This window comes from Bacillus sp. FSL W7-1034, assembly GCF_038593365.1.
In the GTDB taxonomy this organism is placed as follows: Bacteria; Bacillota; Bacilli; order Bacillales; family Bacillaceae; genus Bacillus; species Bacillus altitudinis.
Genome location: NZ_CP151989.1, coordinates 2,577,045 through 2,597,186 on the forward strand (window position 1 = coordinate 2,577,045; position 20,142 = coordinate 2,597,186).

The following is a 20,142-nucleotide window of genomic DNA, read 5'->3' on the forward strand; positions in this document are numbered from 1 at the left end:
CTCGTGATATCGTAAAGTGGATGTTTAGATGACTTTTGCTTCATTTCTTAGCAGGTCTGTCAGTTCCTTGACCTGATCCTGAAGCTCGCCGCTCAGCACCTTGCCACCCTCTTTTTTCTCCGGTAAAAAACGTTCAATGGTTTTGATTTTATATGGCACATCGTCTTCATCTAGATCTAGATCGTCTAATTCTAATTCTTCTAAAGGCTTTTTCTTTGCCTTCATGATGCCTGGTAACGATGGATAACGAGGCTCATTGAGACCTTGCTGCGCGGTGACCACTAGCGGGAGCTCGGCAGAAATCACTTCTACATCACCCTCTGCATCTCGCTCAATTGAAGCTGAGCCGCCGTCGATTTGAATACTTGTAATGGTTGTGACATATGGAAAACCGAGTAATTCAGCAAGACGCGGGGCCACCTGTCCAGACCCGCCGTCAATCGCTACATTCCCTGCTAAGATCAAGGAAGCTTCTTTATCCTTGAGATAGTGATATAGAATTGTAGAAGCGGAAAACTGATCCCACTCCTCCAAATCATCTTCAACATTTAATAAAACGGCTTGATCGCAGCCCATTGCAAGTGCTGTTCTAAGTTGCTTCTCCGCATCTTCATTGCCAACTGTCACGACCGTTACTTCTCCCCCGTGCTTATCCCGAAGCTGAATCGCTTCTTCAATTGCGTACTCATCATAAGGATTAATAATGAACTCTGCCCCATCTTCTTGAATAGCACCAGACTGAATAGAGATTTTCTCTTCCGTGTCAAACGTACGCTTCATTAAAACAAAAATATTCATTCATTTCTCCCCCTTGTGTCGTACTAATCCCTTATTCCCCTTTAAAATTCGGTTTGCGCTTTTCGATAAAAGCCTGGATGCCTTCTTTGGCATCATTCGACTGGAACACCTCAGCAAACTTTTTGGCTTCCAGCTTCATTCCGCCATCATATGAGTACACTTTTGTCGCATTCAATAACTCAAGCACATACTCAAGCGTTTTAGGGCTTTTAACTGCAAATTTCGCAGCCAATGTTTTGGCTGTTTCCAGCGCTTCTTCTTCTGTTTCCGCAAGTTTTGAAACAAGTCCGCAGGCAAATGCTTCTTCTCCTGTAATCGGCTCAGCTGTTCCCATCATTTCAAGTGCTTTAGCTGATCCAACATAGCGAGGCAGGCGCTGCGTTCCGCCGAATCCTGGGATAATACCGAGATTTAATTCCGGCAGTCCCAGCTTTGCATCTTTTGTTGCGATTCGAATATCACACGACATCGCCAACTCAAGCCCGCCGCCTAATGCTGCCCCGTGAATGGAAGCAATCACCGGTTTTGGACATTGTTCAATTCGTTCAAACACTTGCTGTCCTCTGTCTGCAAGGCTGGCATAATCAGACTCTTCCTGCAAGGTCGTAAATTCTTTAATATCAGCACCTGCTGAGAAAAATCTACCTTCTCCATGAATGACAATAGCTCTCACTTCACTGTTTTGCTCAAGCTGATCAAACATGTCGTTGAGTTCAGTGAGAAGCTGAGAGGATAAGGCATTTGCAGGTGGGTGTTGAATCGTGATGAGTGCTGTCTGTTCGTCTTGGTGTAAGCTAAGTATTTTTTCCATGTCAATCATCCTTTTTCAATTGTCTTTAAGATTGATGTATTCCGTTTAAGAGAAGATCATGTACACTTTCTGCGAGTGCAGGCAGGTCATACTTTTGATCATTCATGACCCATGTTGTAGCGGTTTCGTCAATCGTCCCAAATACCATTTGTCTCGCTAAGCGGACATCTAGATTTTGTCTAAATTCTCCTGTCTTCTTTCCTTCGGTTAAAATGGAGTCTAGCATATTTAAATACCCTTTCAGCACCTCATTGATTTTTTGGCGCAGTTCAAGGTTTGACTGCCTGAGTTCAAGCTGTGTCACAAGGGCCAAATGATGGTCTTGCGATAGCAGGCGAAAGTGTTCTCGAATGAGGAGAAGAAGCTTTTCTTTGGCAGACGGTTTCTTTTGAATATCGTTTTCCATCCGTTCGATGAATTGTCCCATTTTTTCTTTGAACAACGAGATCAAAATGTCCTCTTTGTTTTTGAAATAGAGATAAATGGTTCCGTCTGCTACCCCTGCTTGTTTGGCAATCTTTGAAACTTGTGATTGATGGTAGCCGTTCTCTGCAATCACCACAACGGCTGCATCAATAATTTGCATGTACTTCGGTCTTTTCTGCTTCAATGTGCTTCGTCCCTTTCTAAATTGAATGAGCATTCATTCATAACTTTATGTTAAAAAGAAACGAGTGATTTGTCAAGTGATGTTCTTCTTTCTTTTCAACCTTTAGCATACCAGAGCAGACACGTACAATTCAAATCATCCGGCCGCTTGACCGGATGATGCTGGTTCATTCTCTCATCGATCGACTGGTTCTTCTGTTGAAGATGATTGCTTTCTTTTTTCTTCTTCAATTAACACTCTGCGCAAGATTTTCCCTACAGCCGTTTTAGGCAGTGATTCCTTAAATTCGTAGACACGCGGCACTTTAAATGAGGCAATTCTTGTTCTAACAAAACGATCCAGTTCATCCTCTGTTACATAGGCATCCTTTTTCGGGACAACAAAGGCTTTTACTGTTTCCCCTCTATACGGATCTGGAATACCCGCCACAACCACTTCTTGTACAAGCTCATGCTCATAAAGGGCTTCTTCAACCTCTCTTGGGTAAATATTATAGCCGCTCGCGATGATGACATCCTTTTTCCGGTCTACGATATAGAAAAAACCATCCTCATCCATATACCCAATGTCTCCTGTGAAAAACCAGCCGTCTCTTAACACTGCCGCTGTCTCCTCCGGCTGATTCCAGTATCCTTTCATGATTTGAGGACCTTTGACGATAATCTCTCCGTGCTCATATGGCGCTTTGAGTCCACCCGTTTCTTCACAATAAATACCGGCATCTGTATTCGGCCAAGGGCACCCGATACTTCCTATTTTGTTCGCTCCCCATAAGAAATTGGCATGAGTGACAGGAGAAGTTTCTGAAAGTCCATACCCTTCTACAAGCCTTCCTCCTGTTAGTTTTTCAAAACTCTGTTTGACTTCAACAGGAAGAGCGGCCGATCCGCTTAAGCATGCGGTGATGGATGATAGGTCATACTTTTCAATATTCGGATGATGAAGCAGGGCAATATACATCGTTGGTGCTCCTGGGAACAGCGTCGGTTTCTGTTTTTCAATGGTCTTCAAGGCATCCGCTGCATCAAAACGCGGAAGAAGAATCATTTGATGACCTTCTTTGACTGCAAGGTTTAGCACGGTCGTCATGCCGTATACATGAAAAAACGGAATGATCCCAAGAATCCGCTCTTTTCCACGGTTCGTTTTATACATCCAGGATGCACACATTTCTGTATTGGCTACTATATTTTCGTGTGTGAGCATGACCCCTTTTGGTAAACCGGTCGTTCCGCCTGTATATTGCAAAACTGCGACATCCTCTTTCGGTTGAAAGGATATTTGCGGAATCCGTTCTCCTGACGATTCTTTCATGATCTGTGAGAAATGATGAATGGTCTCACTCTTCTCCACTTGGATGACCATGTTGTTTTTCCTTCGCTGGACAATCGGAAACAATATGTTTTTCGGAAATGGCAAGTAATCTTGTAATTTGGTGACGATCAAATGTTCCATACTTGTCAGCGCTTTCATTTTATAGGCCTTTGGATACAGTAGATCGAGAGTGATCAGCACCTTAGAGCCACTGTCCTCCATTTGATATTCCAGTTCTTTCTCCGTATAAAGCGGATTGGTTTGAACGACAATGCCGCCTGCTATTAAAACCGCATAATAAGAAATCACCGATTGCGGGCAGTTTGGCAGCATAATCGCTACTCTGTCGCCTTTTTTGACACCGATGTCAATCAAGTGACTGGCTAATTTCAGTGCATCTTCTTGTAACTGCTGGTAGGTGATGTTTTTTCCTAAAAAATGAATGGCTGTATGCTCAGGTGCTGCCTCTGCGGAGCTGAATAAGTAAGATTGCAACGTTTCATTTGGGATGGTGAGTTCGTGGGGAATTTGATTCGGGTAATGCAGAAGCCAACGTTTATCTGACTGCATAAAAACCCTCCTTCCTGAACTTTCGTACTATTTTATTATAGCAAACTTTTCCTTATGGCTGTTTGCTTTTTTCAAATCGAGCTCGTTCCATGACACATCTTCATTTTTTCGCCGGTGTTTCTATAGAGGCTCTTTTCCCTTCATGATGCCACTTTTCGTATAATCCACCGATCGCACGAAATGACTCATGGACTCTCTCCACAATCTGTTTATGGATACTAGGGTCATTAGGTAAATGTGTGTGGATGTTGTCCACTTGATATTGTCTCATCATGTCTAGATACACAGTTAGAAAGATGGTGTCTTCTAAAATCCAATAAACGACTTCATCCGCCTCTTTTGTTCTTTTATGAAGCACTTTAATCCCTCGTTCATATTGAATAAGAATATAGCCGGCTGGATCAATTTCAATATAGGGGCTCAAATCATCAAAAAAACCAGTCGTTTGAAAAGGACGTGCAATATACGGTTCATATATGTCTTGGGGAAGAGATGTCTTTTTGAGACAACTGTCAATGCGCTTTATGAGTTCGTCTTTTTGCAAGATTTGATTCATTCTGATTCGCCGCCTTTGATGAGTGAAAAGCTGTCAAGGTTTTCCCTGACAGCTTTCTAGAATGTATTCTTCATTTTACAGGAACATGTAAACGGCACCAATAACCGCAAAAGTGCAGGCAACTACAATTAATACTTTGGCTAGTTTTTCCATGTCGTCTCCTTAAATGCCGGCTGCTACTACATAAGACAGCCCAACAGAAATAATGAGTGAAATAAACCCGACCGCTCTATTATCATTCTCAATCTCTTTGTCTACTTTAAATCGTGGTGTTAAAAATTCAAAAATGAAATAGCTGACGAGCAGCATCACAAAGCCGTATACGCCCCATCCGACCATTTGAAGAAGCGAGTTGTGCTGGGCGATGGAATGCTGAAAGACATTGGCAATCCCAAAAATCTTCCCGCCGGTTGCCATAGCAACAGCTAAGTTCCCCCGCTGAATCTCTTCCCAGTTTTTATAGGAGGTCACGAGTTCAAATATGGTAAGAAATAAGACAAGACATAGGACGGCCACGCTGTAATAGGCGGCAATTTCCACAAGTTCATTTTCCCAAAAGGCTTTCATGCGTTTTCTCCTTTTTACTTTAATTCGACGATGGTGACGCCTGATCCTCCCTCGCCTTGTTCTCCAAAACGAGCATTTTTTACACTACGGTGCTGTTTTAATAATTCCTGGACCCCTTTTCTCAAGGCGCCAGTGCCTTTACCGTGAATGATCGACACGCGCGGATAGCCAGCTAAGACGGCATCATCTAAGTATTTCTCGACTCTGCTTAAGGCATTCTCATAACGCTCTCCTCTTAAATCAAGCTCAAGTGATACATGATAGTCTTTTCCTTTGACCGCCGTGATGGCTTTCTCTTGTTTAAATTCCGGTGCTGATTTGATAAATTCCATATCTTTTTCTTTTACTTTCATTTTTAGAATGCCCATTTGGACACTCCATTCTTTGTTACCCGTTTGTTCGATGAGCGTTCCTTTTTGGCCAAACGTCAGCACTTTGACTTCATCGCCTGGCTTTAGCTGTCTTGCTGCTTTTTTCACTGGCTCTGGTTTTTTCTTACGGTCAAACTCAGGGACAGCTTCTTCAAGACGCTTTCTCGCATCAATGAGTTCATGTTCTTTGAATGAACGATGCTCACTTTTAATGGACCGAAGCTCCTGAATAATCTCTTCTGCTTCTTTTGTTGCTTGTTCAATTTTTTCTGCCGCTTTTTGTTCGGCTTCTTCAAGCAGTTTGTCCTTTTGTTCATTCCATTCAAGGATTTGTTTTTGCAATTCTTTATGGAGCTTCTCTGCTTCTTTTCTATAGAATTCCGTCTCATGCAGTTCTTCTTCTGCTTGTTTTTTGCTGTCCTCTAATGAAGCAATCATCTGATCGACTTCATTATGTTCTGCGTGCATATCTGCTTTTGCACGATCAATTAAATGATGAGGCAGTCCTAGACGCTTGGAAATTTCAAATGCATTACTTCGTCCCGGCACCCCGATGAGCAAGCGATATGTAGGGGATAAGGTTTCAATATCAAACTCTACACTCGCATTTGTGACGCCTTCTCGGTTATACCCGTATGCCTTCAGCTCAGGATAGTGAGTCGTTGCGATGACGCGCGCATTTGTTTGATGAACTTCATCTAAGATGCTCATCGCAAGTGCTGCACCTTCAGCAGGATCTGTTCCTGCACCTAATTCATCAAATAACACGAGTGAATTAGACGTCAAATGCTTTAAGATATCCACAATATTGACCATATGAGATGAGAAAGTACTCAAGCTCTGTTCAATAGACTGCTCGTCTCCAATATCAGCAAAGACTTGATCGAATACAGCCACTTCTGATCCTTCTTCGACTGGAATATGAAGACCTGCCTGCGTCATCAGCGTAAGAAGTCCGAGTGTTTTTAAAGTGACGGTCTTACCGCCTGTATTTGGACCTGTGATGACGATCGTAGAAAAATCTTTCCCTAGCTCAATATCATTTGCCACAACCTGATCTCGGGGCAATAGGGGATGTCTTGCCCGTTTTAAATAAATCTCCCCTTGGTTATTCACAGTAGGTTTTGTGGCTTTTTCTGCTTTTGCATATTTGGCTTTGGCGAAAATAAAATCTAATGTCTGAAGTTCATTCACATTATGAAGCAATTCATCAATGTGCTCTGACACACTCGCTGTCAGCATTTGCAAAATCTTTTCAATCTCTTGCTTTTCTTTTAGGCGAGTTTGCTGCAAGGTGTTATTTAAATCTACGACCACCTGCGGCTCAATAAAAAGAGTTGCGCCTGAAGAAGATTGATCGTGAACAATCCCTCCATAATTCGAGCGGTACTCTTGTTTTACGGGAATGACAAACCGATCATTACGAATGGTCACAATGGTGTCTGACAGCATTTTCGAGGCAGATTGTGAACGAATCATTGATTCTAATTTATCTCGTACTTTTGATTCTAGTGATCGTAACTGCGTTCGTATGGTGCGGAGGGCTGGCGTTGCGTGATCAAGCACTTCTCCATTATCACCAATACAGCTTTCGATTTCTTTTCTCACGTCTGGCAGTAAAATCAGCGATTCTGCATATGTATGAAGACGGGGTATCTCTACTCCGTCCTCATACATAGAGGCGAGAAAGTGCTTCATGTTTTTTGTGGTATATAACAGCGCCGCAATTTCCATCAGCTCAGAAGGGCTTAATATACTGCCTATTTCTGCTCGTTTGACGCCTCGTCTAATATCCGTTAACCCGCCAAATGGCGCAGATCCTTTTAAACGAATCACATCTTGCGCTTCTGCTACCTCTTCTAGCAGATGCTGAATGCTCTCGATATCTGTTAGTGGTATTAAGTCCTGCGCTTTTTCTTTCCCTAAAGTTGAAGCAGTATAGGACATGACTTTTTCTTTTACTTTATGAAATTCTAATGATGCTAACACTTTTTGTTGCAGCATGGTCCAGCCTCCTAACGACTACCTGTCACGCGTTAAAAACTTTTTCATCTCATTGAGTGAAAATGTATTCACGACATTTGCTTTTGGTGTCCATCCTTTTCTTGCAGCTGTGACACCGACGTCCATATGATCGAGCATAGCGATGTTGTGCGCATCCGTATTGATCATGATGTTCACACCCGCTTCGTTTGCTTTCATTAAATACTCTGTTTTTAAATCAAGTCTTGACGGGTTGCTGTTGAGTTCCAGTGCAGTGCCCGTTTTTTTCGCAAGCTCTATGAGCTGATCAATATTTAAGGCATAGCCGTCTCGTCTACCGATCAAACGGCCAGTTGGATGAGCAATTAAATCCACATGCTGATTATTCAAGGCATTTTCTAGGCGCTCCATAATGACTTCCTCCGGCTGAGAGAAGCTAGAATGAATAGACGCAATGACAAAATCCATGTCTGCTAGAAAGTCATCATCATAATCTAACGATCCATCCGGCAGAATATCCATTTCGACCCCTTTGAAAATGTGAAAATGCTCGAATTCTTGATTCAGCTTATCAATTTCTTTTGCTTGCAAACGCAAACGTTCTTTTGTTAAACCGTTTGCTACTTTTAAATATTGTGAGTGGTCTGTAATGGCCATGTATTCATAGCCTTTTGCGATACATGCCTCTGCCATTTCGCGAATAGAAAAAGCGCCATCACTCCATGTCGAGTGCATATGAAGATCGCCTTTGATATCTTTTCGGTCTACAAATTGCATACTTTCTTTATACGTATCAATCTCTGCTCCGGTTTCACGAATTTCTGGCGGAATGAGCGGAAGTTGGAAATGTGCATAAAAAGCGCTTTCGTCTTCAAATGTTTTCACATCCCCAGTTTCGATCGTTTCAACCCCATATTCACTAATACGCTCACCGCGTTCCTTCGCAAGCTGACGCATACGAATGTTATGATCTTTTGAGCCAGTGAAATGGTGCAGCGTTGTTGCAAATTGGTCTGTTGTCACAAGCCGGAAATCTACACTGATTTCAAAATCAAGTGCAAGCATGACAGATACCTTCGTATCACCGCTCGCAATGACATCTTTGACATCATCAAGAGCAACAAGTTGTTCTCTCACTTGTTCAGGATTATCAGTCGCAATGATGTAATCTAAATCTTTGACCGTTTCACGCGCACGTCTTAAACTGCCCGCTCTTGAAAAGCGGATGATTCCCTCCATTTGTTCCAGCGCATGATCAATTCGCTCTGCCACATCTAATGCAAAACCAATTGGCAGTCGTTCTGGCTGCTTCCCTGCCTCCTCAAGAGCGGTAAGAATCTTTTCTTCTGTTTTTTTGCCAAACCCAGCAAGCGTTTGTACTTTTTCCGCTTCACATGCTTCTTTTAAAGACTGTGCATCGTGAACACCAAGCTCTTGGTAGAGCTTAGCAATCTTCTTCCCGCCGAGTCCTTGCAATTTTAAGAGCGGGACAAGTCCTTCAGGCACTTCTTTTTTTAATTGTTCGAGTGTTTCAGACTGTCCTTTTTCGATATACTCTGTGATCACAGCAAAGGTTCCTTTTCCAATGCCGGGTAATGCTAATAGGTCATCTATTTGAGAAAGACTGCGGTCATCTTGTTCCAGTGCCGCAGCTGCTTTACGAAAGGCAGAAATTTTAAAAGGATTATCTCCTTTTAGCTCCATATAGACTGCAATTGTTTCAAGAAGTTTGATAATATCTTTTTTATTCATCTCTCATCCTCCAGCCACTTTGGCATCTTCCTATATAAATATACAAACTTTCCCTTCATCCTACAACTTTCTGTCATGGAATGAGAAAAAACTTCTCCAAGAAAGGAGAAGTTCTTAAACTCCATACGTCGACCAGAGGTCTTTGACAAGACCGGACAGGTAAGGGGTGCTATTTACGATCACATCTGCTAACATTGATTTGCTCATCATGGTTTGAAGCGCATCGACTGGAAGTAATGCAGCCACAAACAATAGAATAAACACAAATAGATAGGTTTCAAGAAATCCTAAAACAGCGCCAAGCAGTTTGTTGACCTGTTTAATCACAGGGATACTTGCAATGGTTGTGAGCAATCCGCCGATGATAGCGAGCAGGATTTTGGTCAAGATAAACAGAATGATAAACGCAATGGTATTATAATAAGCTGTTTCTAGATTCCCACTAAAGAAAGCGAGCTGCGCTTGACCGCCGCTAAAATTAGGTGCTGGAATCCACGTAAGCTGTGGTGCAAGTGACTGATAAAACATAGAAGCCACTAAAATAGAAACAACAAAGCTAATCAATTTAATAAATTGAAGAATAAACCCGCGTTTTAGACCGACAAGCGTTCCCATAAGAAGCAAAAACAAAATGATGATATCGATCACGGTAATTTCATTCCTTTTCTTTTAGATGAAGCTCTAGTTTTTCGTATTGCTCTTTTAATTTCAAGTAGTCGTGGACGACATTGACTGCTGTCAGTACAGCTAATTTGTTTATATCAAGGTATGGATTTTTTTCATTGATTTCTCTCATTTTATCATCAACAATTGAAGCAACATGTCGCATATGCATCTTCGTTTCTTGGCCGATGATCGTATAGGACTGTCCGTAAATCTCAACTGTTGTTTTCGTTTTACCGCCGTCAGACAACGTTTCTCCTCCATTCCACGAGAATCCTAGTCTCTATCATAACATGTTTAGACATTGAATGGAAAGACGAGCCCTTCCCTGTTATGGTACACTTTAGAAATCAATGATATCAAGGTAAAAAGGAGTTATCCACTGTGCCCCAATCCGTCTTAAAAGCAACATCAGAAGACATGAAAAAAATGAAGAGCGTGTACGCTCAGCATTTAACTGACATTTTGCCGCCAGGCGCTCTTTTTCAAGCAAAGGTTCCCGGCTGTACGATTACAGCCTACAAATCTGGAAAAGTACTGTTCCAAGGACAAAAGGCAGAAGCTGAAGCGAGTCAGTTCAACCATTTACAAGCAGCTGAAACAAAAAGCAAAAAAACACCATCCATCACACAGTACAGCCCACCACCCGGCATTGCTTCCATGTCGGTTATTGGCTCAGATGAGGTCGGTACTGGCGATTATTTTGGACCCATTACGGTCTGTGCGGCTTATGTTGATTCCAGTCAGCTTGCTCTCATGAAAGAGCTCGGGGTGAAAGACTCAAAAGGACTAAAAGATCCGCAGATTATCAACATTGCCAAAGACTTGATCAAAACCATCCCCTTCAGCCTTCTCGTGCTTCGGAATGAAAAATACAATGCGATGCAAGAAAAGGGCATGAGCCAAGGGAAAATGAAGGCACTACTTCATAACCAAGTCATCACCTCCGTGCTAGAAAAACTGGATGGCAAGAAACCAGAAGCCATTCTCATTGACCAATTTGCCGAACCAGGCATTTATTTCAGGCACCTTGCGGGGAAAAAGATCATTCGGGAGCGTACATATTTTAGTACGAAAGCAGAAGGCATCCACTTATCGGTTGCTGCAGCTTCTATTATTGCAAGGTATGCTTTTTTAATTGAAATGGATAAATTATCAAAAGCAGCGGGCTTTGACATTCCAAAAGGGGCCGGTCCGCATGTTGACAAAGCGGCAGCAAAGCTGATGAAACAGCACGGCGAAGAGGCTTTACGCCAATTTACAAAACTTCATTTTGCCAACACCCAAAAAGCGAAAAAATGGTTATAATCAAAAAAGAGCTATCGCGCATAAAGCGATAGCTCTTTTTATTATCCGCGCAAGACGGCTTGATACGTATCTTCTAATGCTTTCAATACGTTTGTATGAACAGCCGTGACTTCTTCCTCGGTCAACGTTTGTTCTGGGTTTAAATATTGCAGAGAGAATGCAACAGACTTTTTGCCTTCTTCCATATGCTCACCCTCATACACATCAAAGACGGAAAGGTCTGTGAGCAATTGGCCGCCAGCTTCATAAATGACTTGCTCCAACTGTCCGCTTGAAATATGCTGATCGACGACAAGTGCGATGTCTCTTGTCACTGCTGGGAATCTCGGAATAGCCGTATATTTCATATCCTCTGTTTCAGACGTCATCACATCTGTTAAATCAAATTCAAATACATACGTTTCTTTTAAATCTAATTCTTTTTCCACTACTGGATGAAGTGCAGCTACAAAGCCAATCACTTTTCCATTTAAATGAACATCGGCTGTACGTCCTGGGTGAAGGCCCTCACGCTCTGCTTGAACATACGTGATCTCTTCTGATACTCCAAGCTTTTCAAACAGCCCTTCTGCAATACCCTTCGCTACATAAAAATCGACAGCTTTTTTCTCGCCCTGCCAAAGATTTTTATGCCAAAGACCTGTTAACGCACCTGCCACATGCTCTTTCTCAACTGGTTTTGCGCCTTCCGTTTCCGCTAAGAAAACAGAACCCGTTTCGTAAAAGGCAAAAGAATCAGCTTGTCTTGCTAAGTTATATGCGACAGAATCAAGTAAGTTCGGCAGAAGGCTTTGTCTCAGCACACTGCGTTCCTCACTCATTGGCAGGGAAAGTCTTGTTTGATAAGCTGGATTTAAAGCAAAGGCTGTGGACTTATGCTGATTCGTTAATGAATACGTAATCGCTTGAGAAAGCCCTGCGCCCTCTAAGAAACGTCTCACCTTTCTGCGCTTCACTTGGTATGGCGTGAGACCGCCAACGGTACCAGCTGTCGCAGGCAGTGTAGATGGAATATTGTCGTATCCGTATAATCTCGCGACTTCTTCAATGAGGTCCTCTTCAATCGTAATATCCATTCTGCGGGAAGGAACCGTTACGACAAGCACATCATTTGATTCACCCACAGTAAAGCCTAGTTTGTTGAAAATCTGAATCATATCTTCTTTTGAAATGCTCATGCCAAGCACCTTGTTCACACGCTCCGTTGATACGTGGATGACATTCATACTTGTTTCAAGGTGGTTTTCCTCAACTGTACCGCTTAGCACTTCACCGCCTGCATAGGTGCTGATCAATTGCGCTGCTCTTTCGGCTGCTGATTTCGTCCGCTGCGGATCGAGCCCTTTTTCAAATCGTGTGCTTGATTCACTGCGAAGCCCTAAGTCTCTAGATGCTTGACGGACGGTTTGACCGTTGAAATATGCCGCTTCTAAAAGAATCGTTGTCGTCTCATCACGCACCTCTGATTCAAAACCGCCCATGACACCTGCAACAGCATGCGCTTTTGTGCCATTTGTAATGACAAGATGCTTCGAAGACAATGTACGTTCTTGTTCATCCAGAGTTTGAATCATTTCATTTTCAGCCGCTTTACGTACGACCACCTGCTTTGAACCAAACCGGTCATAATCAAAGGCATGTAGAGGTTGACCGTATTCAAGTAAGACAAAATTCGTAATATCCACGACGTTGTTAATTGGGCGGATACCTGCATTCATCAATCTTGTTTGCATCCAAAGCGGTGCTGGTCCAATCTTTACGTTTTTAATGATCTTCGCTGCATAAAGTGGATTCGCTTCTTGATCCTCAATTTTAACAGAAATATAGTCTGCTGCTTTTTCAGAAGAAGTGTCATGCGCTGTATCAGGAAGCTTGATGTCTCTCCCTAAAATGGCGGCAACCTCATAAGCCACTCCTAGCATATTAAGAGCATCGGCACGGTTTGGTGTTAAGCCAAGTTCAAGTACCGCGTCATCTAATTGAAGCGCTTGAAGGGCATCATCTCCTGGTTTCACGTCATTCGGGAAAACAAAGATACCTTCTACATATTCTTTTGGTACGAGCTTGCTCTCTACGCCTAATTCTTGCAGAGAACAAATCATGCCATGAGACTCTTCACCGCGCAGTTTTGCTTTTTTAATTTTAAAGTTTCCAGGAAGGACTGCACCAACCGTTGCGACAGCCACATGCTGTCCTTTATCCACATTTGGAGCCCCACATATAATTTGCACCGGTGCGTCTTCGCCGATATCAACAAGACATTTGTTTAATTTATCCGCATTCGGATGCTGTTCACGTTCAATGACGTGTCCAACGACAACACCTTTGATGCCTTCGCCTTTATACTCAACGGCTTCCACTTCAATTCCGCTTCTTGTGATTTTCTCTGCTAATTCATCCGGCTGAATGCCTTCTAAATCGACATAGTCCTCTAACCATTTATATGAAACAAACATGTTGATTTCCTCCTCTTAGTCCTGCTTAAATTGCTTCGTGAATCTAATATCATTTGTGTAGAAATGACGAATGTCATCTATGCCGTATTTCAGCATGGCAATACGTTCAACACCCATTCCAAAAGCAAAGCCTTGATAACTATCTGGATCAAATCCGCTCATTTTCAATACATTCGGGTGTACCATTCCTGCACCTAAAATTTCAATCCAGCCTGTTCCTTTACATACAGAACAGCCTTTCCCGCCGCATTTAAAGCATGACACATCAACTTCAACGGAAGGTTCTGTGAATGGGAAAAAGCTTGGGCGCAGTCTAATTTCACGATCTTCACCAAACATTTTTCTTGCGACTGTCTCAAGCGTTCCTTTGAGGTCACTCATGCTAATATTGTGATCGACCACAAGTCCTTCAATTTGCATGAATTGATGGGAGTGAGTGGCATCATCGCTGTCACGTCTATATACCTTACCAGGGCAGATGATTTTCACAGGGCCTTGGCCTTTATATTTCTCAAGTGTACGTGCTTGAACGGGTGATGTTTGCGTTCTCATGAGTGTGTCTTCAGTAATATAGAAGCTGTCCTGCATATCACGTGCCGGATGTTCTTTTGGAAGATTGAGCGCTTCAAAGTTATAGTAATCTGTTTCCACCTCTGGGCCCTCTTCAACGGTATAGCCCATGCCGATAAATAAATCTTCAATATCTTCTACGACAATCGTTAATGGATGTCTTGCCCCAATTTTGATCGGACTTGCTGGTAATGTGACATCAATGGTTTGAGAAGCCAGTTTCTTTTTCACTTCTTCTGCTTCTAGCTGCTCATTTTTTTCAGCAATGGCACCAGCAATCTGCTCTCTCACTTCATTTGCAAGTGCGCCCATTTTTGGTCTTTCTTCAGCGGAAAGCTTGCCCATTCCGCGCAGCACTTCTGTAATCGGACCTTTTTTCCCTAAATATTGAACACGAATATTATTGACTTCTTTGAGCGAGCTGGCTGCTTCTACCTTCGCTATCGCTTCTGTTTCAAGCTGTTTTAACGTTTCTTGCATGAGTGTTATCCTCCTTTTAATATACAAAACCGTCTGAATAAACGGGTGTTTGATTGTTTGAAGACAATAAAAAAACCCGCCCCTCCAAAAAAGAAGGGACGAGTTGTGGTCGCGGTACCACCCTTGTTAAGCACAAATATATGTGCGAATAAGCTTCATTGACATAACGGAATCAAACGAATCCGGTCCACCTTTACGCAAAATCTGCGGTCCCGGTGACAACTCCAGAGGTGAATTCCTGTTTCAGCATTCCTTAAATGCACTTTCAGTCTACGATGCATTCTCCCTATTAGGACGCTCCGTGAAACAATCTTCCTCTATCATGGTTTTTAAAATATTAGTTTCATTATAGTGAAAAATAGGACGTGTTGCAACACTATCCGCGCAAATGATAGACAAGAACCGCTGCTGCCACAGCCACATTTAATGATTCCGCTTGTCCGTACATCGGAACATATAAATTTTGATCTGTCATTTGAAGAATCTCTGGATCAATACCTGCTCCTTCGTTGCCCACAATTAACGCAAATGGACCTTCTGATGCTATGTGTCTATACTCTTTCGCATCTTTCAAAGCACTCCCATATACGGGTATACCTTGCGCCTTTAATGCTGGAATTGTCTGTTGGAGTGTTTGTTTTAAGATAGGCAGGTGAAAATGAGACCCTTGTGCTGAACGGAGCGTTTTTCCGTTAAACGCATCAACGGTTCCATCCCCTAGGACCACAGCATCAAGACCCGCTGCATCTGCTGTCCGAATAAGTGTGCCTAAATTCCCCGGATCCTGCACTGCATCTAACAGAAGCATTCGTTCATACTTCTTCTCCTCAAATACAGGAATTGTACAAACCGCTGCGATTTGCTGAGGTGTTTCCGTTTCCGTCATCGCAGTAAAAGCCTCTTCACTTAATTCATACAACTCAATGTCAGGCTCGATGTCAGCAGGGAGCGTATCAGGCGTTGCGACCATTAACTCTTTCACAACCCCGCTTTTCAATGCTTCTTCTACTAAGTGTTTTCCTTCAACAAGGAACAGCCCTGTTTTCGTTCGTTCTTTTTTTGTATGGAGCTTTTTCCATTGTTTAATGTGTGCGTTTTTAGCTGATTCTATATATTTCAAGCGACTTTAACTCCTTTAAATATCATGAATTTATTATATCTCAAGCACACTACATAATAAACCTGTCTTTGAGACAGAATAGGGCTATCACCATCAAAAAAGGAGTGTGGGCAATGGATTTTAATTTAAGAGGCGCAGTGATTCAAAACATTACTGGCCATAATCAAGAGCAGCTTGAGCATACGATTTTAGATGCGATTCAAAGTGGCGAGGAAAAAATGCTGCCAGGGCTTGGCGTTTTGTTTGAGGTGTTATGGCAAGAGGCATCAGAAGATGAAAAAAATGAAATTCTTGAAACATTGGAGCAGGGCTTAAAGCCTGAGCATCAGCAATAACAAGAAGCCGGTTTGCTTATCTATGAGCAAGCCGGCTTTGTTCATTTAGCCAGTGATTGGCGTCTCCATTCGAAGAGCTGGATCGCGCCAAATCTCGATCCACTTTTTAATAGCGAACACGATAATGACAAAACCTAAAATCAGCATAATCATCGAAAGCACGGCATTCAGTACACTGTAGCCAGATGCTTCAGGATTGAGATAGACATTCGCAACCATCCAATAACCCGCATAATTCACCGTCACATATAAGTAAGCAAGTGGAATTAAACAAGTCAACATATACCGTCTTTTATCCGCAATTTTTAATACAACCGTCGCCCCAATGATTAATCCGACCGAGGCCATTAATTGGTTTGACACGCCAAAGAGTGCCCAAATGGATCCAATGTCTCCAGAGTAAAGCAAGTATCCCCACATAAAACAAGCAAGTGCACTTGCAAAGACTGACCCTGGTACCCAGTCATTTCGTTTCAGCGGTTTATATGCTTCTCCAAAGAAGTCTTGGATCAAATATCGCGCGACACGGGTTCCTGCGTCAATCGCCGTTAAAATAAAGACGGCTTCAAACATAATCACGAATTGGAAGAAATAAGAGGCCAAATGACTAAAGAACGGAATACCCGTAAAGATGTACGCCATCCCTACAGCTAATGTAACAGCTCCACCTGTTCTTCCTTCTAAGTCAAGACCGATTTCTTTGCTTAGTTGAGGAAGATTCTCGACACTCATACCAAGCGTACGGAACACTTCAGGTGTACTATTAATTGCAAAATAATCTCCCGGATGAAGCGCAGTAGCGGCAATTAACGCCATGATTCCCACTAAACATTCTACGAGCATCGCGCCAAACGCCACCGGCTTCATATCACTCCAACGATCTAGCATTTTTGGCGTTGTGCCAGAGCCAACAAATGCATGAAAACCAGAAATCGCGCCACAAGCAATGGTAATCGAAATAAAAGGCCATACAGGTCCAGCTAAGACAGGCCCTCCTCCATTTACAAACTCCGTAAACGCCGGAAATTGGATGGTTGGATTAACCACAAAGATTCCCGCAATCAGCGCGATGAAAACACCAATTTTCATAAAACTGCTTAAATAGTCTCTTGGTGCCAAAAGCAACCAAACCGGCAGGGCCGCAGCAAAGAACGCATAGATTGGCAGGGCAAGAGCAAGCGTTTTTGTATCAAGTGTTAACAAATCTCCAAGTGCTGTTCCTTGAATATTCGGTCCAAGGAATACCCCCAACATCAGTAATATGAATCCTGCAGATGTCGCCAGCTTTAAATTGCCTGTCTTTTTATAATAAAGGCCGACTCCCATCGCTATTGGAATGGTAATACCAACTGCAAAGGTTCCCCAAGGATTTCGTTCTAAAGCATGAAGCACAACCATGGACAGTCCTGCCATTGTAATTGTAATAATAAATAACATGGCGAGCCCTGTGCAAAATCCTGCCACAGGACCAAGCTCCTCTTTCGCTACCTCGGATAGTGATTTCCCCTTTTTTCGCATCGAAGCAAACAAGACCACAAGATCATGAACAGCTCCGCCAATCACCGCTCCAATTAAGAGCCAAAGGAGACCAGGTAAATACCCAAATTGTGCGGCTAAAATCGGACCAACTAATGGACCAGCAGCGGCAATTGCAGCAAAGTGATGCCCAAATGTGACCCATTTGTTTGTTGGCACATAATCTTTCCCATCCTCGAGTGCATGAGCCGGTGTAGGATGATCATCTGTGACCTTTAATACCTTCACCATCATAAACGTGCCATAGAGGCGATAGGCAATCGCTAAAATACACATCGATCCTATCACAATTGAAACCGCATTCATTTAACCATCCCCTTTGTATAAACAATTTGTTACAAATATAACATAAATTGATTGATTTTTCTTTCTTTTAAAACCTAGTTGACAAATAGGAATAATTGATTTAATCTAAAATAAGCTTCACCTACTTCCATAAACTCTCTTTTGACAGAGCCTCAATTGGCTCTGTCCTTTTTATTGATTTCATCTTACATAAATACAAGATAGATCACATGTGCCTTCCTCACTAGAAAAATATCACTTCATTTACTGAAAACAGTTCTTTTGACACAACTTACATTCCAAAGTTCATTTCCTGGGAAATTCAACGCAATTAAAAAACCTTTCCCCATACTGAGGAAAGGTTTCATCATTAAGAACCGTACGTAATTTGTTCGACCGTTTTTTGATCAAGTCTTTTGATGACTTCTGTTAAAAGCTTCACCGCATTTTCATAATCATCTCGATGAATCATGGCTGCATGGGTATGAATATATCTGCTTGGAATCCCGATGGATAGTGATGGAACGCCATGACCTGTTAAGTGAATACCTCCAGCATCTGTTCCTCCACCTGGCATGGAATCATATTGATAAGGAATGTTTAATTCATCTGCAGTTTGGACAACAAAATCGCGAAGCCCTTTATGAGAAACCATGGAAGCGTCGAATACAACAATCGTTGGTCCTTTGCCAAGTTTGCTTGTTGCTTCTTTTTCAGTAATACCTGGTGTATCACCTGCTACTCCAACATCAATAGCAAATCCAATATCAGGCTGGATGGTAGCTGCAGCTGTTTTAGCTCCTCGCAAGCCAACTTCCTCTTGGACAGTTGCTACACTGTATGCAATATTTTCATGCTGAGTATCCTTTAAATTCTTCATGACATCAATCGCTACTGCACAGCCGATACGGTTGTCCCAGGCTTTTGCAAGAAGCATTTTTTCGTCATTCATTACCGTAAACTCAAAGTAAGGTACGATTTGATCTCCAGGGAGGACGCCCCATTCCATTGCCTGTTCTTTGCTCGAAGCCCCAATATCAATGAACATATCTGTGATTTCGATTGATTTCTTTCGTGCTTCTGGTGATAAGACATGTGGCGGTTTAGAACCAATCACACCTGTAATGTCTCCTTTTTTCGTCACAATGGTGACACGCTGCGCCAACATAACTTGTGACCACCAGCCACCGACCGTTTGAAAACGAATATAGCCTTTGTCATCGATTTTTGTCACCATGAATCCTACTTCATCTAAGTGACCAGCAAGCATCACTTTAGGCCCATTTGCATTTCCTTCCTTCTTAGCAATTAAGCTGCCAAGGCGGTCTGTAGAGACTTCATCCGCATATGTTTCTATGTATGACTGCATGACTTTTTTTACATCACGTTCATTTCCTGGAATCCCTTTTGCATCCGTTAGGTCTTTCAGCATAGTTAATGTTTGATCTAGTTTTGTCATTCTGTGTATCCTCCTTTTTCTTCATGGTGCATTCTTATTATACAAAACCTCTTTCGTTCAATACGATCTTTTTATGAATATTTTTTCGTTAATCGAAATATTTTTTTAAAAAAAGTTGAAACCTTTTGTCTTTCTCATTCGTAGTACATCAGATAACGGTATTGGAGGTGCATCCTGTCATGTTTGTCATCCTCATTAGACTTGCTCTTGTTGCATTGCTTGTCTATATATTCTACATGGCGGTAAAATTCTTCTCAAACCCGAGAAGAAAGCTGAAACAAGCACAATTAAAAGAAGGCTTTTATTTTATGGACGAACAGCAAAATGCCCGTAAAAATTTTAATTTCGTCTATAAAGGTGTCTTGTTTGAAGGGGAGAAGCATGTTCCTTCTAAGGATCATCCTCTGTTTGTCCACTCCATTTACGTTTGGACGGAGTCACCTGAGAAGCTAAATGAATTCACATTAGAAGACTTTGAAAAACTTGAGGAAAACATCATTGAACGGTATCCTCAAACAAAAATTGATTGGGATCAGCCCATCAAAAAAATCAAACAAAAAAAGGGAGCAGACACGCCGACTTAACGGCGTCTGCTCCC

The 20,142-nt window shown here is 42.3% G+C and carries 18 protein-coding genes; 3 read left to right on the forward strand and 15 right to left on the reverse strand.

Going from position 1 to position 20,142, the window contains the following annotated elements; genetic code table 11:
- Window positions 1-24 precede the first annotated feature (24 nt).
- The 10 genes from NST73_RS13270 to zapA form a co-directional block, all read right to left on the reverse strand.
- A complete protein-coding gene (locus NST73_RS13270; RefSeq protein WP_144679836.1) occupies window positions 25-798 on the reverse strand; it encodes an electron transfer flavoprotein subunit beta/FixA family protein in 774 nt (257 codons plus the stop codon).
- A gap of 31 nt (window positions 799-829) precedes the next feature.
- Window positions 830-1,609: an enoyl-CoA hydratase gene (locus NST73_RS13275; protein WP_144679834.1), complete on the reverse strand. Its 780-nt coding sequence runs from the start codon at window positions 1,607-1,609 to the stop codon at window positions 830-832.
- A 25-nt stretch (window positions 1,610-1,634) separates the two neighbouring features.
- Window positions 1,635-2,219, reverse strand: coding sequence for a TetR/AcrR family transcriptional regulator (locus tag NST73_RS13280; protein ID WP_017367816.1), 585 nt, complete (start codon window positions 2,217-2,219; stop codon window positions 1,635-1,637).
- Window positions 2,220-2,393: 174 nt separating this feature from the next.
- Window positions 2,394-4,103 (reverse strand): AMP-binding protein, encoded by a 1,710-nt coding sequence (locus NST73_RS13285; protein WP_144679832.1) that lies wholly within the window; start codon window positions 4,101-4,103, stop codon window positions 2,394-2,396.
- Window positions 4,104-4,203: 100 nt separating this feature from the next.
- Window positions 4,204-4,659: an Imm63 family immunity protein gene (locus NST73_RS13290; protein ID WP_007501636.1), complete on the reverse strand. Its 456-nt coding sequence runs from the start codon at window positions 4,657-4,659 to the stop codon at window positions 4,204-4,206.
- A gap of 162 nt (window positions 4,660-4,821) precedes the next feature.
- Window positions 4,822-5,226, reverse strand: a complete 405-nt coding sequence (locus NST73_RS13295; protein ID WP_007501637.1) for a DUF350 domain-containing protein — start codon at window positions 5,224-5,226, stop codon at window positions 4,822-4,824.
- A 14-nt stretch (window positions 5,227-5,240) separates the two neighbouring features.
- Window positions 5,241-7,598: an endonuclease MutS2 gene (locus NST73_RS13300; RefSeq protein ID WP_024718639.1), complete on the reverse strand. Its 2,358-nt coding sequence runs from the start codon at window positions 7,596-7,598 to the stop codon at window positions 5,241-5,243.
- Between the two features lie 21 nt (window positions 7,599-7,619).
- Complete coding sequence (polX, locus tag NST73_RS13305) at window positions 7,620-9,332, reverse strand: DNA polymerase/3'-5' exonuclease PolX (protein WP_342499143.1); 1,713 nt, start codon at window positions 9,330-9,332, stop codon at window positions 7,620-7,622.
- Window positions 9,333-9,446: 114 nt separating this feature from the next.
- Entirely contained in the window at window positions 9,447-9,980 is a 534-nt protein-coding gene (locus NST73_RS13310; RefSeq protein ID WP_008345997.1) for a CvpA family protein, read from the reverse strand.
- A gap of 7 nt (window positions 9,981-9,987) precedes the next feature.
- Complete coding sequence (gene zapA / locus NST73_RS13315) at window positions 9,988-10,245, reverse strand: cell division protein ZapA (protein WP_008345998.1); 258 nt, start codon at window positions 10,243-10,245, stop codon at window positions 9,988-9,990.
- Between the two features lie 134 nt (window positions 10,246-10,379).
- Between zapA and rnhC the strand changes: the two genes are divergently transcribed.
- Window positions 10,380-11,303, forward strand: coding sequence for a ribonuclease HIII (gene rnhC, locus NST73_RS13320; RefSeq protein ID WP_138278842.1), 924 nt, complete (start codon window positions 10,380-10,382; stop codon window positions 11,301-11,303).
- A gap of 41 nt (window positions 11,304-11,344) precedes the next feature.
- On the opposite strand, the gene pheT is transcribed toward rnhC, so the two are convergent.
- From pheT to NST73_RS13335, 3 genes are all read right to left on the reverse strand, one after another.
- Window positions 11,345-13,759: a phenylalanine--tRNA ligase subunit beta gene (pheT, locus tag NST73_RS13325; RefSeq protein ID WP_342499144.1), complete on the reverse strand. Its 2,415-nt coding sequence runs from the start codon at window positions 13,757-13,759 to the stop codon at window positions 11,345-11,347.
- Window positions 13,760-13,774: 15 nt separating this feature from the next.
- Window positions 13,775-14,809, reverse strand: a complete 1,035-nt coding sequence (gene pheS / locus NST73_RS13330) for a phenylalanine--tRNA ligase subunit alpha (protein ID WP_096881720.1) — start codon at window positions 14,807-14,809, stop codon at window positions 13,775-13,777.
- Between the two features lie 376 nt (window positions 14,810-15,185).
- Window positions 15,186-15,929 (reverse strand): RNA methyltransferase, encoded by a 744-nt coding sequence (locus tag NST73_RS13335; RefSeq protein ID WP_096881721.1) that lies wholly within the window; start codon window positions 15,927-15,929, stop codon window positions 15,186-15,188.
- A 113-nt stretch (window positions 15,930-16,042) separates the two neighbouring features.
- Here NST73_RS13335 and sspI point away from each other — a divergent pair, with 113 nt between their 5' ends.
- Window positions 16,043-16,264, forward strand: a complete 222-nt coding sequence (gene sspI, locus NST73_RS13340) for a small acid-soluble spore protein SspI (protein WP_008346010.1) — start codon at window positions 16,043-16,045, stop codon at window positions 16,262-16,264.
- Between the two features lie 45 nt (window positions 16,265-16,309).
- On the opposite strand, the gene cstA is transcribed toward sspI, so the two are convergent.
- Both cstA and NST73_RS13350 read right to left on the reverse strand, forming a co-directional pair.
- A complete protein-coding gene (cstA, locus tag NST73_RS13345) occupies window positions 16,310-18,106 on the reverse strand; it encodes a carbon starvation protein CstA (protein ID WP_039168858.1) in 1,797 nt (598 codons plus the stop codon).
- A gap of 349 nt (window positions 18,107-18,455) precedes the next feature.
- Window positions 18,456-19,544 carry a M42 family metallopeptidase gene (locus tag NST73_RS13350; RefSeq protein ID WP_017358255.1) on the reverse strand — a complete coding sequence of 363 codons (1,089 nt, stop codon included), beginning with the start codon at window positions 19,542-19,544 and terminating at the stop codon, window positions 18,456-18,458.
- 179 nt (window positions 19,545-19,723) lie between these two features.
- Here NST73_RS13350 and NST73_RS13355 point away from each other — a divergent pair, with 179 nt between their 5' ends.
- Entirely contained in the window at window positions 19,724-20,128 is a 405-nt protein-coding gene (locus tag NST73_RS13355) for a hypothetical protein (protein ID WP_008346017.1), read from the forward strand.
- Window positions 20,129-20,142: the final 14 nt, after the last annotated feature.